Below are 12,721 nucleotides of genomic sequence, written 5' to 3' on the forward strand. Positions count from 1 at the left end.
GATGCATGACCTGGCTCTACCTTCCCCCGGCCTGTCTGCCGGAGCTGGAGACCTGTTCGGCCTCTCGCTCTGCTCCGGCGCAGGCGGGCTCGACCTCGGGCTCGCCATCGCCTTGCCCGAATATCGAACTGTGGGCCATGTCGAACGGGAAACCTACGCCGCGGCCATTCTCGTGGCCCGGATGGAAGAGGCGGCCTTGGATCCGGCGCCTGTCTGGGACGACGTTGCCAGCTTCGACGGCCGCCCTTGGCGCGGTGCGGTGGACATCGTCACTGCGGGCTATCCGTGTCAGCCATTCAGCGTGGCGGGCAAACGCCGGGGTGTCGACGACCCCCGCCACCTCTGGCCGCATGTCGCCCGCATCGTCGGCGAGGTCCAGCCGCCCTTCGTCTTCCTCGAGAACGTCGCCCATCATCTCCGCCTCGGCTTTCCCGAAGTCGCCGGAGGATTGGTCGACATGGGCTACAGACTTGCGGCGGGCCTCTTCACGGCGGCGGAAGTCAGGGCGCCGCACAAGCGCGAGCGGCTCTTCATCCTCGCCATCCGCGAGGGAGACCACCTGGCCGACCCCGCGCGCTTGCTCCGGGACCCGCTCGAGCGGTGGGAACCGGACGGAGATGCTCGCCCGTTGGCCGACGCCGATGGCGAGCGACGGCCACAAGCCGAGCGCGGGCAAGCGGAAGCCGGCCGATCTGACGAATGCCAGCCGCATGTGGATGACGCCGACAGCGCGGGATCACAAGGACGGGGCGACGACATTGGCGAACACGCCGGTGAACGGCCTGCTTGGCCGCCAGGTCCTGGTGACGCCGACGGCTGGCGGGAGTACCTGCGACACGCCCCGGACGCTGAACCCAGCGTTCGTCGAGGCGCTGATGGGCTGGCCCACCGGGTGGACCGGCTTCGCCTCTGCGGCAACGGAGTGGTCCCGCTGGTTGCCGCGCATGCGGTCAGAACTCTCGCGGCTCAACTGCTGGCCGATGGATGAGAGTGAGGCATGAAGCAGTCGCGGCTCATGTCGATGGTCGAGGCGGCCACGAACGTTGTTGTCGGCTACGTTCTGGCCATCGCCACGCAGATCGTCGTGTTCCCGTGGTTCGGGATCGAGACCGGTCTCGCGGAGCATCTGACCATCGGCCTCGCTTTCGTCGGCGTCTCGCTGGTGCGGTCCTTCGCCCTGCGCCGGCTGTTCGAGGCGCTGCGGATGCGCGGGACGAAATAGGCACCGCCGCCCGTTTGGGGCGGCGGCTACAGAATTCTGGCGGACCGGGTGTCAATCGCTGGCGATGCGATAGACCCGCCCGCGCCCCTCGACCTTCTCAGAGGTGATCGTCATGCCCAGCTTCTTCTTTAGGGCGCCGGACATGGCGCCTCTCACTGTGTGAGCCTGCCATCCGGTGGCTTCGACGATCTCGTCGATGGTTGCACCGACGTCGTCGCGAAGCATTTCAATCATCCGCGCCTGCTTCGTGCCGGTGCGCGGTTTGCGAGTCTTGGGCGCGGGCTTGGTGTCCGGTTGCTCCGGCTCGATGCCGATGGCCGCGAGGCCCGCATCGGTGACGTGCAGGAGGATGGCACAACCATCCTCATCGTTGCGCCAGATGCGGTTCAGGGCGGGATCGGCCTTCGCGAGTTGATCCGTCACGGTTTCGGCGATCAGCCCGCGCTTCATGAGCGCGCCGATCACTTTCTGCGCGGCGCCTCCGCGCAAGCTGCCGGGGAGAGGCAGGACATTGCGATCGTCACGCTGCGCGGCGGCGCCGAGGATGATTGCTTGCGTGTCGGATAGCTTGGTCATCTGGGGTCTCCGTGTTCGGGGCCGCGACCGTCGCGACCCTCCTACGACCCGTTCGCCCGACTTACGCGGCCCCACTGGGGCCACGGTTCGGGCTCACCGCGCAGGGCGCGCGGCGGGAGTTCCGGCTGCGCCGGAGATCACTCGGCGTATTCGCCTTCGCCGAACAGGAAGTCGGTGATTTCCCTGAGGTCGCTGGCGACATGGTCGAGCGACCCGATGGCTCCCCAGTTGACCGCATCGGGGTCGAACCCGAAGTGGTCGTCGCTGAGTGCCTGCATCCGGGCGAGCATTTCGTCGATCTCGGCCTTCTTTCCGATGAAGGCGGCGAGGGCAGCCTCTTGGTTCTTCCGCGCCTTCTCGGCCCGGAGTTCATGGCGGGGCGTGGGTTGCGGGTTGAGGCGGGTCATTCGTGTTCTCCTCACTTTGTCCGCTCGATCATGGCGAGGATGGCGCAGGCCATGCCGCCGAGAAACTCGCCGCGGCGGAAGACGATCTCGTCGATCTCGCTGGCGCGGTCGATGGTGGGGTCAACCGCGAGGTCGTCGGCCATGTGCGGCAGCAGGTGGCGGGCTTCGGTGTTGTAGCGTTCGGCGAGGGTCATGGCGGGCTCCGTAGCTGAGTTGCATCGTCCTTGTGATGACACGTTCGCTCTGGTCGGGAGGCTTATCAACACCATAAGCACATGATTTTGAAAGATAATCGGAGCGCGCCATGGAGGGCTTGAGCGAGCGCCAATACGCCGCCCGTGTCGGCCTGTCACGCGGCGCGATCCAGAAGGCGAAAGCGACGGGGCGGCTGGTGCTGCACGAAGATGGCAGCATCGACGCGGAGGCCAGTGATGCCCTGCGCGCGCAGGCGACCGATCCTTCGAAAACCCGCAAAGCACCACAACCCAAGCTGAAGCCCGTTCCGGAAGCAGCGGTGTCCGCCGTCGGCGATACCCTGCGGGAACAGGGAATGGCCGCGCCACCGGTCGGCAGCGGCACCACCTTTCTGCAGGCCAAGACGGCGAACGAAGTGCTGAAGGCGCAGGAACGGCGCCTCCGGCTGCAGAAGCTGAAAGGCGAGTTGATCGACCGGGCCCGCGCATTGTCGCTGGTTTTCCGGCTGGCGCGGCAGGAGCGTGACGTCTGGGTCAACTGGCCCGCGCGGGCGGCGGCGTTGATGGCAGCCGATCTGGGCGTCGAGCCCGCCGTGATGCAAAAGGTCCTGGAGAAACATGTCCGAGCCCAGCTCGACGAGCTTGCCGAGATCAAACCCGATCTCCGGTGATGCGCACGCCTCAAGTAGCGAAGCGGTAGGCGAACAAATCGAAGACTTCGAGGGCGCGGCGGAAATCCTGCGCGCCTGGGGTGAAGGCCTGAAGCCGGATCCGGACCTGACCGTGTCGCAATGGGCGGATCGGCACCGGATGCTCTCGGGCCGGGCCTCGGCAGAACCCGGGCGGTATCGCACGGCCCGCACGCCCTACATGGGCGAGATCATGGACCGGCTAAGCCCGGGCGATCCAACGCAGCGGATCGTGTTCATGAAGGCGGCACAGGTCGGCGCGACCGAGGCCGGCAACAACTGGATCGGCTTCGTGATCCACCAGGCACCGGGCCCGATGCTGGCGGTCCAGCCGACGGTGGAACTGGCGAAACGCAACTCGCGCCAGCGGATCGACCCGCTGATCGATGAAAGCCCGGAGCTGCGCGAACGGGTCAAACCGGCGCGCTCGCGGGATGCGGGCAACACGATGCTCTCCAAGGAATTCGCAGGCGGCATCCTGATCATGACCGGGGCCAACTCGGCGGTCGGGCTGCGTTCGACCCCGGCGCGCTACATCTTCCTCGACGAGGTCGATGCCTATCCAGCCTCGGCCGACGAGGAAGGCGACCCGGTCACGCTGGCCGAGGCGCGGTCGCTGACCTTTGCCCATCGGCGCAAGGTGTTCCTGGTCTCGACCCCGACGATCCGGGGGCTGAGCCGGATCGAGCGGGAATACGAGGCCAGCGACCAGCGCCGCTTCTTCGTGCCGTGCCCCCATTGCGGGCAGATGCAATGGCTGAAGTTCGAGCGGCTGCGCTGGCAGAAGGGTCGGCCGGAAACGGCGGAATACCATTGCGAGGGCTGCGAGGCGCCCATCGCGGAACACCACAAGACGGCGATGTTGCAAGCGGGCGAATGGCGCCCGACGTCCGAGGCGGCTGATCCGAACACCGTCGGCTATCACCTCTCGGCGCTCTATTCCCCCATCGGCTGGCTGAGCTGGGAGCGGATCGTGCGGGCATGGGAAGCGGCGCAGGGGGCGGACGAGGCCATCAAGGCGTTCCGCAACACCATTCTTGGCGAGACATGGGTCGAGACCGGCGAGGCGCCCGATTGGCAGCGGCTTTACGACCGGCGTGAGCGATGGAGGCCGGGCATCGTTCCCGCGGGCGGGTTGTTCCTCACCGCCGGGGCCGACGTGCAGAAAGACCGGATCGAGGTCGATGTCTGGGCCTGGGGCCGTGGTCTGGAAAGCTGGCTCGTCGATCACATTGTCATTGAGGGTGGACCCGACCGGCATGAGGCCTGGGGCGATCTGACAGACCTGCTCGGTCGAACATGGCGGCATGAGCGTGGCGCACATCTGAAGATCGCGCGGCTCGCCATCGATACCGGCTATGAGGCCCCGGCAGTCTATGGTTGGGCGCGGGCGCAAGGCTTTGCACAGGTGTCGCCCGTGAAGGGCGTCGAGGGGTTCAATCGGGCCAGTCCGGTCTCGGGCCCCACTTACGTGGATGCGACCGAGGGCGGCAAGCGCCTGCGACGCGGCGCGCGGCTCTGGACCGTGGCGGTCTCAACCTTCAAGGCCGAGACCTACCGCTTCCTGCGGCTGGCGCGGCCGACGGAGGAGGATCTGGCCAAGGGGGCCGCGTTCCCGGCCGGCACGGTGCATCTGCCGGGTTGGGTCGAGAACGAATGGTTGAAGCAGTTCGTCGCCGAACAACTGGTGACGGTCGCTACCCGCCGCGGCTTTGCCCGGCTGGAATGGCAGAAGCTGCGCGAGCGGAACGAGGCGCTGGACTGCCGGGTGTATGCCCGGGCCGCCGCCTGGATCGCGGGTGCGGATCGCTGGACCGACGAGAAATGGCGCGACCTCGAGGATCAGCTCGGGGTGGCCGACGCTTCTGCGGATCCCGCGGGGCAGATCAACAGGCAGGCGCAGGCATCGCAGGGGAAACGCCGATCCGACTGGCTCGGACGGCGTGGAGGATGGTTCTAATGGCGGACTGGACGGAAACCGAATTGTCGGCGCTGCGCCGGGCCTATGCCAGTGGCACGACGCGGGTCAGCTATGACGGCAAATCCGTCGACTACGGCTCGGCCGAGGATCTGCTGGCGCGCATCCGGACCATTGAGCGGGCGATTGCGGGGACGACCCGACCGCTGCCGGTGGCGGGCCTCGCGGGCTTCAGCCGCGGGGATCGATAATGGCAACCAATTGGTTCGATAGGGCCATCGCCACGGTGGCGCCACGCACGGCGGCCCGCCGTGTGCTTGCCCGACAGGCGTTCGAGACTCTGGCACGGGGCTATGACGGCGCGGCGCGTGGGCGGCGCACCGAGGGCTGGCGCGCGCCGGGCAGTTCCGCCGACACCGAGATCGGCATCGCCGGGGCGCTTCTGCGCGACCGGATGCGGGATCTCGTGCGCAACAACCCGCATGCCGCCAAGGCCGTGGCGGTGCTGGTCAACAACATCGTCGGCGCCGGCATCATGCCGCGCGCCGCCAGCGGCGATGACAAGCTGGACCGCACGGTGGACACGCTCTTTGCCCGCTGGTCGGAGGCGGCCGATGCCGATGGCCAGCTCGACTTCTACGGGCTGCAGACGCTGATCTGCCGCGAGATGGTCGAGGCGGGAGAGGTCCTGGTGCGCCGCCGCTTGCGCCGATCCTCGGACGGGCTCCCGGTGCCGCTGCAATTGCAAGTGCTGGAAGCCGACTTCCTCGACGCCACGAAATCCGGGGCTGTCGGCGCGGGACGGCTGGTCCAGGGCATCGAGTTCGACCCGCTCGGCAAGCGCCGGGCCTACTGGCTGCACGCCGAACATCCCGGCGATGCCCATGGCGCCTTGCGCGGTGGCACCAACAGCCGCCCGGTCCCGGCAACCGACATCGCCCATGTCTATGAAAAGCAGCGCACGCAGGCGCGCGGCGTTCCATGGGGCGCGCCGGTGATCCGGTCCTTGCGCGATCTCGACGATTACGAGGTGGCCGAGATCGTGCGCAAGAAGACCGAGGCCTGTGTCACCGCAATCGTGTTTGGCGATGACGAGGCCCAGCAGGGCATCGCGCCCGCGGTGGTCGATGCCGATGGAAACCGGGTCGAGCAGTTCGAACCGGGCCTCATCGCCTATGCGCGGGGCGGCAAGGACATCCGGTTCAACCAGCCCGCCGCCACCGGCGGCTATGGTGAGTACAAGCGGGCCAGCCTGCACACGATCTCGGCCGGGTTCCGGGTGCCCTACGAGTTGCTGACCGGGGACCTGTCCCAGGTGAATTATTCCTCGATCCGGGCGGGGCTCGTGGAGTTCCGCCGGATGATCGACGCCGTCCAGTGGCAGCTCTTCATCCCGATGTTCTGCGCGCCGGTCTGGCGCTGGTTCACCGAGGCCGCATGGGCGGCGGGCCGGATCCCGACGCCCGACGTGCCGGTCGAATGGTCGCCGCCGAAGTTCGAGGCGGTCGATCCGCAGAAGGACGCGATGGCGAACCTCTTGTCGATCCGCTCCGGCACGATAACGCTGGCGGAGGTGATCGCGCAACAGGGCCGCAACCCCGATGCGGTGCTGGCGGAGATTGCCGCCACCAACGCGAAACTCGACGCGCTCGGGCTGGTGCTCGACAGCGATCCGCGCCGCGTCACCAAGACCGGGAGCGCGCAGACGAGTGACCCGGTGAACGATCCTTCCGCCGACACAACGGCTGATTCGGCGCCGACAGACCAACAGGACTGACGAACATGGACACGATGATCGAAATCCCGGCCCTGCGCCGGATGGCGGAGCTTGCGCCGAACTCGGCCGACACCGAGGCCCGCACCGTCGAGGTGATCTGGTCGGCGGGCGCCCGGGTCCGCCGGTCGACCCTCTTCGGCGAGCCCTATGACGAGGAACTGAGCCTCGATCCGGCCCATGTGCGGCTCGAGCGGCTGAACGCGGGAGCGCCGTTTCTGAAGGTGCACGAGATAGACACGCTGGATGCGGTGATCGGATCGGTGGTGCCGGGCTCGGCCCGCATCGAGAATGGGCGCGGCGTCGCGCAGGTGCGCATCAGCGAACGTGCCGATGTCGAACCGATCTGGCGCGATATCCAGGCCGGGCACATCCGGGCGGTTTCCATCGGCTACCAGGTGCACCGCTTTGAGGTCTCGAAGCCCGAGGCGGGCCGCGAGCTCTGGCGCGCGGTGGACTGGACGCCCTTCGAGGTCTCCGCCGTGCCCGTGGGCGCCGATCCCGCCGCGGGGTTCCGCGCCCGATCCCAACTTCACGATTGCGTCCTCCATCGCCGGGACGTGCAACCCACCACCACAGGAGCCATCCCGATGAGCGACAAGACCGAGACCCCGGCCAACGACGCCGCAACCCGCACCACCCCCCAGCCGATCGAACCGGTCGCGACCGAGGACACCGCCATGCCCGAACCGAAGACCCCCGCGACGGAGCTGCAAGCGGCTGCGGTCGAAACCCGTTCCCAGCCGAAACCGCAGAAGCCTGAGGTCACCCCGGCGCCTGACGCGGAAGCCGCCGCCACCCGGGCGCGCGAAGCGGAACGCAACCGCGTCTCCACGATCTACGATCTGGCCGGCCGCCTGAACCTCGAGCGCAGCTTCGCCGAGGATCTTGTGAAGCGCGGCACGGATATCGACGAGGCCCGGCGCCTGATCCTCGATCAGGTGGCCGCGAAGTCCGAGGAAACCCGCACTTTCAGCCAGGTGTCGATCCCGCTCGGTGGCCGCGATGAGGAGATCACCCGGCGCGAGGCCGTGGCCAATGCGCTTCTGCACCGCTACAGCCCGACGCTCTTCGAACTGGAAGATGCGGCGCGGCAATATCGCGGCATGACGCTCCTGGAACTGGCCCGCGAGAGCCTCGGCAATGCCGGCGTGAACACGCGCGGTCTCTCGCGTGACGAGGTGGCAACGCGGGCGCTGCATTCGACGTCCGACTTCCCCGAGATCCTGTCGGCCGTCACCAACAAGACGCTCCGGCAGGCCTACGAGGCTTATCCCCGCACCTTCATGCTGTTCTGCCGCCAGGTTCTGGCCACCGACTTCAAGGCCATGCACCGGGTCCAGCTTGGCGAGGCCCCGCAGTTGCTGGAGGTGGGCGAAAGCGGCGAGTTCAAGCGCGGCACGCTTGGCGAGAGCAAGGAAAGCTACAAGGTCAAGACCTATGGGCGCGTGGTCGCCATCACCCGCCAGACGCTGATCAACGACGATCTCGACGCCTTCACCCGTATCCCGGCGATGTACGGCAACTCCATCGCCCAGCTGGAATCGGACGTGGTCTGGGGCATCATCACCGCGAACCCGGCCATGGCCGACGGCAATGCGCTGTTCCACGCCACCCACAAGAACCTCGCGGGCACCGGCGCGGCGCTCGACGTGACCACCGTCGGCGCGGCCCGCGCGGCCATGGCCAAGCAGACCGGCCTCGACAAGAAAACGGTCCTGAACGTGCGGCCTGCCTTCCTGATCGTGCCGGCCGCGCTGGAGTTGAAGGCCGAGCAGCTGGTCGCCCAGAACCTCGTGCCCGCCGCGACCGCCAGCGTCGTGCCGCAATCGATCCGCACGCTCACCCCGATCAGCGAACCGCGCCTCGATGCGGCCAGTGCCACCGCCTGGTACCTGGCGGCCAGCCCGAACCAGATCGACACCATCGAATACGCCTATCTGGAAGGCCAGCAGGGCGCCTATATCGAGACGCGCAATGGCTTCGACGTAGACGGCGTCGAGATCAAGTGCCGCCTCGACTTCGGCGCCAAGGCGATCGACTGGCGCGGTCTTTACAAGAACCCGGGCGCGTAACCCCGGCCATTCCTGACATCTGAACCCTGACGGGCGGTCCAACCGGGCCGCCCGTTTCCCTTTGCAAAGGATCCCGCACATGAAGAACTACGTCCAGCCCGGCAACACCATCACGCTCACCGCGCCCTATGCGGTCACCTCCGGCGACGGCCTGCTCGTCGGCTCCATCTTCGGCGTGGCCGCCGGGGACGCCGCCAACGCCGAGATCGTCGAGGTCGCGCTCACAGGTGTCTTTGATCTCAAGAAAGTCGCCTCTCAGGCCTGGTCCGCCGGTGACAAGGTCTATTGGGACAACACCAACAAGGAAGCGACCAAGACCGCCACGGCAAATACCCTGATCGGCGTCGCCATCGAAGCCGTCGCTGGCGGCGCGGGCGACGTGATCGGCCGGGTGCGCCTGAACGCGAGCTTCTGATGACGGCGTTCTCCGCCGTCGTGGATGCGCTGTTCAATGACCCCAACATCGGCCGCGAAGCGATCTACACATCCGCTGGCGGCACGCCTGTTCTGGTGCGCGTCGTCGCCCGACAGGCCGATGCCATCACCGACTTTGGCGATGCGCGGCTCTGGTCGGAAACCACCCGTATCGACCTGCGCGTGGCGGAAGTGCCGACCCCGCGCCCCGGCGACCGGATCGAGATCGACGGCGAGGCCTTCCTCATCCAGGGCGAGCCCGTCCGCGACCGCGAGCGGCTGGTCTGGACTGTCGATCTGCGGCCAGCATGAAGCTGAAACTCGACATCACGCCCGACCTCGTCGCCGCCATGGCGGCCGAGGTGAAAGCGGGTGAGAAGGCCGTCACCGCCGCCATGCGCGAGGCCGGGACCGGGCTCAAGACCGCCTGGCGCGGCCAGATCACCGGCGCCGGGCTCGGGCGGCGGCTTGCCAACTCGATCCGGAGCCAGACCTACCCGAAGGCGGGCGAAAGCCTGAACGCGGCTGCGCTGGTCTGGTCCAAAGCCCCGGTCATCGTCGGCGCCCACGACACCGGCCCGCTGATCCGATCCCGCGACGGCTTCTGGCTCGCGATCCCGCTTCCCGCCGCCGGCAAGGGGCGGCGCGGGGCGAAGCTGACACCGGGCGAATGGGAGCGCCGCCGTGGCCTGCGCCTGCGCTTCGTCTATCGCCGGCGTGGCCCCAGCCTGCTGGTGGCCGACGGACGGCTGAACACCAAGGGGCTCGGCGTCGCTTCCCGCTCGAAGACCGGCCGAGGCCGCGCCACCGTGCCGATCTTCCTGCTGGTCCCGCAGGTCAAGCTGCCGAAGCGGCTGAACCTTGATCGGGACGCCGAGCGGGCGCTCGACAGCGTGCCGGGGCTGATCGTGGCGAACTGGCTCGAAACCCGCCTCTGAAGCCCATGGTCGACAGCTTCCCCTTATTGGCATATATTGCCAATGAAGGAGAAAGCACCATGGCCACGAGAAACGTCGTCCTCACCGAAAGCCAGTCCGCGCTGGTCGATCGCCTGGTCGCCTCGGGGCGATATCAGAACGCCAGCGAAGCCCTGCGCGCGGGGCTGCGGCTCCTGGAAAGCGAGGAGGCGCAACTCGACGCCTTGCTCGCGCGGCTCGAGAGCGGCCTCGACGAGGCCCGGCGCGGCGATCTGGCCGAGGGCTCGGGTGAGGACGCCATCCGGCGGGCCTTCCGCGCCGCTCGGACCGCGCTGTGAGCGGCAAGCCGTGGCGTCTGACGCGGGCGGCCGAAGCATCGCTCCTCGACATCGCGCTCTGGACCATCGAGACATTCGGCCCGCGACAGGCCGAGGCCTATGAGGCCGACCTGATCGACCGCTGCGCGGCGATCGCGCAGGGCGAGGCGCCATGGCAGAGCTGCGCCAAGATCATTGATCCGCGCCTGCCCGAGGAACTGCGTTTCACCCGCTGCGGCGAGCATCTGATCGTGTTCCTGGATGAGCCCGACCGGGTGATCATCGTCGATTTCCTGCATGGCCGGCGCGATCTGCCCGCGCGGTTGACAGAGCTGGCGCGCCGGGACGACTGACCGGACCCATCTAGACCCATCTCGACGCTCCGAGGCCTTGATGCCCACCCCCCGCGAAACCATCCTCGCCGCCTTGCACGCGCGGCTCTCGGCGCTGCCCGCAACCGTCTTGCGCGGCGATGTCCTGCCCGAGCGCGTCCCGGCCGAGGGCCTGCTGATCCTGCGCGATGGCGAGCCGGGGGAGCCGGAGGTGACGCTGTCGCCGCTCGCCTACCACTACCAGCACCGCGCCGAGATCGAGGCGGTCGTGCAGGGCAGCGACCGTGATGGCGATTTCGATGCGCTTTGCGCCAGCATCGGTACGGCGCTCGCCGGTGACCGCACCTTGGGTGGGCTTTGCGACTGGGCCGAGGCGGAAGCGCCGCGGCCGGCCGATCTGCCGGTCGAGGGGGCGGCGAGCCTGAAGGCGGCTGTGATACCTGTCATCCTGCACTACACCACGGCCGACCCCTTGGCCTGACCGCAACAACCTCAGGAGAACACCATGGCACGCGCCCAGGGGGCGCGGTCGCAGCTCGCGGCCGCGTTCGAGACGACCTATGGCACCGCGCCGGCCTCGGGCTTCATGCAGATGCCCTTCGCCAGCGCCTCGCTCGGGGCCGAGCAGCCGCTGCTGGCCTCGGAACTTCTCGGTTACGGCCGCGATCCGCTGGCCCCATTGAAGGACGCGGTGACGGCCGACGGCGCCATCACCGTGCCGCTCGACGCCGAGGCCTTCGGTTTCTGGCTCAAGGCGGCTTTCGGGGCGCCGACCACCACGGGCACCACGAACAAGACCCACACCTACAAGTCGGGATCGTGGTCGCTCCCGAGCATGGCGATCGAGGTGGCGATGCCGGAGATTCCGCGCTTCGCCATGTACACGGGCTGCGTGCTGGACCAGCTCAGCATCGCCATGCAGCGTTCGGGGTTGCTGACGACGGATGTGAAGCTGGTGGCGCAGGGCGAGAACGTTGCCACGGCGACAGCGGCCGGCACGCCAACCGCCTACGCGCTCCAACGCTTTGGCCATTTCAACGGGGCGATCAAGAGGAACGGCACGGCGCTTGGCAACATCGTCTCGGCGGACCTCACCTATGCCAACAATGTCGAGCGGATCGAGACCATCCGCAACGATGGCCGCATCGACGGGGCAGACCCGTCCATCGCCGCGCTCACCGGCAAGATCGACGTGCGCTTCGCCGACACCACGCTGATGGACCAGGCGCTGAACGGGACGGCGGCCAGCCTCGAGTTCTCCTGGACTATCTCGGCCAATGTCAGCCTGACCATCACCGCCCATGCCGTCTACCTGCCGCGCCCCCGAGTGGAAATCCAGGGGCCACAGGGCATCCAGGCGAGCTTCGACTGGCAGGCGGCCCATGACCCCGTGGCCGGGCAGATGTGCACAATCGTCCTCAAGAATGCTGTTGCGAGTTACTGATCATGCTGACCCTCGATCTTTCCAATGAGCCGCGCTGGCTCGAGCTGGCGCCTGGTGTCCGCGTGCAGCTGCGCCCGCTGACCACCGCGCTGATGGTGGCGACGCGCAGCGATCCGGCCGTGGAGGCGGTGCCCGAAGAGGCGTCCGACGAAGAGCGCGCGCTGGCGTTCGCGAAGGCGCTGGCGCGCAAGGCGGTGCTTGCCTGGGAAGGCGTGGGCGATGCCGACGGCAACGCGATCAACCCGAGCCCCGAGGCGATAGACGCCCTCTTGGACATCTGGCCGATCTTCGAGGCCTTCCAGCTCGCCTACGTCTCCAGGGGCCTGCTGCTGGAACAGGAAAAAAACGCCTCCGCGCCCTTGCCGAATGGTCCTTCGGCGGGGGCGAGCGATACTGCGAAGCCTGCCCGGGGCCGTGCCCGGACTGCCCGGCGCGGCTGAAC

Annotated in this window: 18 protein-coding genes; 15 read left to right on the forward strand and 3 right to left on the reverse strand. The window is 67.9% G+C overall.

Translation table 11 applies throughout. From position 1 onward, the window contains the following. The first annotated feature begins 1 nt into the window (after position 1). Positions 2–988 carry a DNA cytosine methyltransferase gene (locus BLV97_RS07410; protein ID WP_081825090.1) on the forward strand — a complete coding sequence of 329 codons (987 nt, stop codon included), beginning with the start codon at positions 2–4 and terminating at the stop codon, positions 986–988. Between the two features lie 9 nt (positions 989–997). Beyond that, the gene (locus BLV97_RS07415) at positions 998–1,222 is read left to right on the forward strand and encodes a DUF7220 family protein (RefSeq protein WP_035843702.1); all 225 of its coding nucleotides are present in this window, start codon (positions 998–1,000) and stop codon (positions 1,220–1,222) included. 51 nt (positions 1,223–1,273) lie between these two features. On the opposite strand, the gene BLV97_RS07420 is transcribed toward BLV97_RS07415, so the two are convergent. The 3 genes from BLV97_RS07420 to BLV97_RS07430 form a co-directional block, all read right to left on the reverse strand. Next, positions 1,274–1,798, reverse strand: a complete 525-nt coding sequence (locus BLV97_RS07420) for a DUF3489 domain-containing protein (RefSeq protein WP_035843700.1) — start codon at positions 1,796–1,798, stop codon at positions 1,274–1,276. Between the two features lie 137 nt (positions 1,799–1,935). After that, positions 1,936–2,205 carry a hypothetical protein gene (locus BLV97_RS07425; protein WP_035843698.1) on the reverse strand — a complete coding sequence of 90 codons (270 nt, stop codon included), beginning with the start codon at positions 2,203–2,205 and terminating at the stop codon, positions 1,936–1,938. A gap of 11 nt (positions 2,206–2,216) precedes the next feature. Further along, complete coding sequence (locus tag BLV97_RS07430; RefSeq protein ID WP_035843696.1) at positions 2,217–2,399, reverse strand: hypothetical protein; 183 nt, start codon at positions 2,397–2,399, stop codon at positions 2,217–2,219. Between the two features lie 110 nt (positions 2,400–2,509). On the opposite strand from BLV97_RS07430, the gene BLV97_RS07435 reads away from it, so the two are divergent. The 13 genes from BLV97_RS07435 (at position 2,510) to BLV97_RS07495 (ending at position 12,719) form a co-directional block, all read left to right on the forward strand. Beyond that, positions 2,510–3,070, forward strand: a complete 561-nt coding sequence (locus BLV97_RS07435; RefSeq protein ID WP_035843694.1) for a hypothetical protein — start codon at positions 2,510–2,512, stop codon at positions 3,068–3,070. Then, on the forward strand, positions 3,018–5,048 hold the full coding sequence (locus tag BLV97_RS07440; RefSeq protein ID WP_176992637.1) for a phage terminase large subunit family protein: 2,031 nt from the start codon (positions 3,018–3,020) through the stop codon (positions 5,046–5,048). Before BLV97_RS07435 ends, BLV97_RS07440 begins: the two co-directional genes overlap by 53 nt. After that, positions 5,048–5,257, forward strand: coding sequence for a phage head-tail joining protein (locus tag BLV97_RS07445; RefSeq protein ID WP_028031038.1), 210 nt, complete (start codon positions 5,048–5,050; stop codon positions 5,255–5,257). Before BLV97_RS07440 ends, BLV97_RS07445 begins: the two co-directional genes overlap by 1 nt. Then, on the forward strand, positions 5,257–6,783 hold the full coding sequence (locus BLV97_RS07450) for a phage portal protein (protein ID WP_035843690.1): 1,527 nt from the start codon (positions 5,257–5,259) through the stop codon (positions 6,781–6,783). The genes BLV97_RS07445 and BLV97_RS07450 overlap by 1 nt, the downstream gene beginning before the upstream one ends. A 5-nt stretch (positions 6,784–6,788) precedes the next feature. Then, complete coding sequence (locus tag BLV97_RS07455) at positions 6,789–8,855, forward strand: prohead protease/major capsid protein fusion protein (protein ID WP_092163995.1); 2,067 nt, start codon at positions 6,789–6,791, stop codon at positions 8,853–8,855. A 79-nt stretch (positions 8,856–8,934) separates the two neighbouring features. After that, complete coding sequence (locus BLV97_RS07460) at positions 8,935–9,270, forward strand: DUF2190 family protein (RefSeq protein ID WP_035843674.1); 336 nt, start codon at positions 8,935–8,937, stop codon at positions 9,268–9,270. After that, positions 9,270–9,581, forward strand: a complete 312-nt coding sequence (locus tag BLV97_RS07465) for a head-tail joining protein (RefSeq protein WP_035843671.1) — start codon at positions 9,270–9,272, stop codon at positions 9,579–9,581. Before BLV97_RS07460 ends, BLV97_RS07465 begins: the two co-directional genes overlap by 1 nt. Then, entirely contained in the window at positions 9,578–10,207 is a 630-nt protein-coding gene (locus tag BLV97_RS07470) for a DUF6441 family protein (protein ID WP_035843665.1), read from the forward strand. The genes BLV97_RS07465 and BLV97_RS07470 overlap by 4 nt, the downstream gene beginning before the upstream one ends. 59 nt (positions 10,208–10,266) lie before the next feature. Beyond that, positions 10,267–10,524, forward strand: coding sequence for a type II toxin-antitoxin system ParD family antitoxin (locus tag BLV97_RS07475; protein WP_035843661.1), 258 nt, complete (start codon positions 10,267–10,269; stop codon positions 10,522–10,524). Further along, a complete protein-coding gene (locus tag BLV97_RS07480; RefSeq protein ID WP_035843660.1) occupies positions 10,521–10,856 on the forward strand; it encodes a type II toxin-antitoxin system RelE/ParE family toxin in 336 nt (111 codons plus the stop codon). Before BLV97_RS07475 ends, BLV97_RS07480 begins: the two co-directional genes overlap by 4 nt. A 40-nt stretch (positions 10,857–10,896) precedes the next feature. Next, on the forward strand, positions 10,897–11,316 hold the full coding sequence (locus BLV97_RS07485; protein ID WP_035843658.1) for a hypothetical protein: 420 nt from the start codon (positions 10,897–10,899) through the stop codon (positions 11,314–11,316). Positions 11,317–11,340: 24 nt separating this feature from the next. After that, positions 11,341–12,279: a phage tail tube protein gene (locus tag BLV97_RS07490; RefSeq protein ID WP_035843656.1), complete on the forward strand. Its 939-nt coding sequence runs from the start codon at positions 11,341–11,343 to the stop codon at positions 12,277–12,279. Positions 12,280–12,281: 2 nt separating this feature from the next. Continuing rightward, a complete protein-coding gene (locus BLV97_RS07495) occupies positions 12,282–12,719 on the forward strand; it encodes a hypothetical protein (RefSeq protein WP_035843654.1) in 438 nt (145 codons plus the stop codon). Positions 12,720–12,721 lie beyond the last annotated feature (2 nt).

Source organism: Allgaiera indica, assembly GCF_900106675.1.
In the GTDB taxonomy this organism is placed as follows: domain Bacteria; phylum Pseudomonadota; class Alphaproteobacteria; order Rhodobacterales; family Rhodobacteraceae; genus Acidimangrovimonas; species Acidimangrovimonas indica.

Excerpts from the sequence above, each read along its gene's own strand:
- BLV97_RS07410 (WP_081825090.1), top strand. The coding sequence starts at position 2 with ATGCATGACCTGGCTCTACCTTCCCCCGGCCTGTCTGCCGGAGCTGGA.
- BLV97_RS07415 (WP_035843702.1), top strand. The coding sequence starts at position 998 with ATGAAGCAGTCGCGGCTCATGTCGATGGTCGAGGCGGCCACGAACGTT.
- BLV97_RS07420 (WP_035843700.1), bottom strand. The coding sequence starts at position 1,798 with ATGACCAAGCTATCCGACACGCAAGCAATCATCCTCGGCGCCGCCGCG.
- BLV97_RS07425 (WP_035843698.1), bottom strand. The coding sequence starts at position 2,205 with ATGACCCGCCTCAACCCGCAACCCACGCCCCGCCATGAACTCCGGGCC.
- BLV97_RS07430 (WP_035843696.1), bottom strand. The coding sequence starts at position 2,399 with ATGACCCTCGCCGAACGCTACAACACCGAAGCCCGCCACCTGCTGCCG.
- BLV97_RS07435 (WP_035843694.1), top strand. The coding sequence starts at position 2,510 with ATGGAGGGCTTGAGCGAGCGCCAATACGCCGCCCGTGTCGGCCTGTCA.
- BLV97_RS07440 (WP_176992637.1), top strand. The coding sequence starts at position 3,018 with ATGTCCGAGCCCAGCTCGACGAGCTTGCCGAGATCAAACCCGATCTCC.
- BLV97_RS07445 (WP_028031038.1), top strand. The coding sequence starts at position 5,048 with ATGGCGGACTGGACGGAAACCGAATTGTCGGCGCTGCGCCGGGCCTAT.
- BLV97_RS07450 (WP_035843690.1), top strand. The coding sequence starts at position 5,257 with ATGGCAACCAATTGGTTCGATAGGGCCATCGCCACGGTGGCGCCACGC.
- BLV97_RS07455 (WP_092163995.1), top strand. The coding sequence starts at position 6,789 with ATGGACACGATGATCGAAATCCCGGCCCTGCGCCGGATGGCGGAGCTT.
- BLV97_RS07460 (WP_035843674.1), top strand. The coding sequence starts at position 8,935 with ATGAAGAACTACGTCCAGCCCGGCAACACCATCACGCTCACCGCGCCC.
- BLV97_RS07465 (WP_035843671.1), top strand. The coding sequence starts at position 9,270 with ATGACGGCGTTCTCCGCCGTCGTGGATGCGCTGTTCAATGACCCCAAC.
- BLV97_RS07470 (WP_035843665.1), top strand. The coding sequence starts at position 9,578 with ATGAAGCTGAAACTCGACATCACGCCCGACCTCGTCGCCGCCATGGCG.
- BLV97_RS07475 (WP_035843661.1), top strand. The coding sequence starts at position 10,267 with ATGGCCACGAGAAACGTCGTCCTCACCGAAAGCCAGTCCGCGCTGGTC.
- BLV97_RS07485 (WP_035843658.1), top strand. The coding sequence starts at position 10,897 with ATGCCCACCCCCCGCGAAACCATCCTCGCCGCCTTGCACGCGCGGCTC.
- BLV97_RS07490 (WP_035843656.1), top strand. The coding sequence starts at position 11,341 with ATGGCACGCGCCCAGGGGGCGCGGTCGCAGCTCGCGGCCGCGTTCGAG.
- BLV97_RS07495 (WP_035843654.1), top strand. The coding sequence starts at position 12,282 with ATGCTGACCCTCGATCTTTCCAATGAGCCGCGCTGGCTCGAGCTGGCG.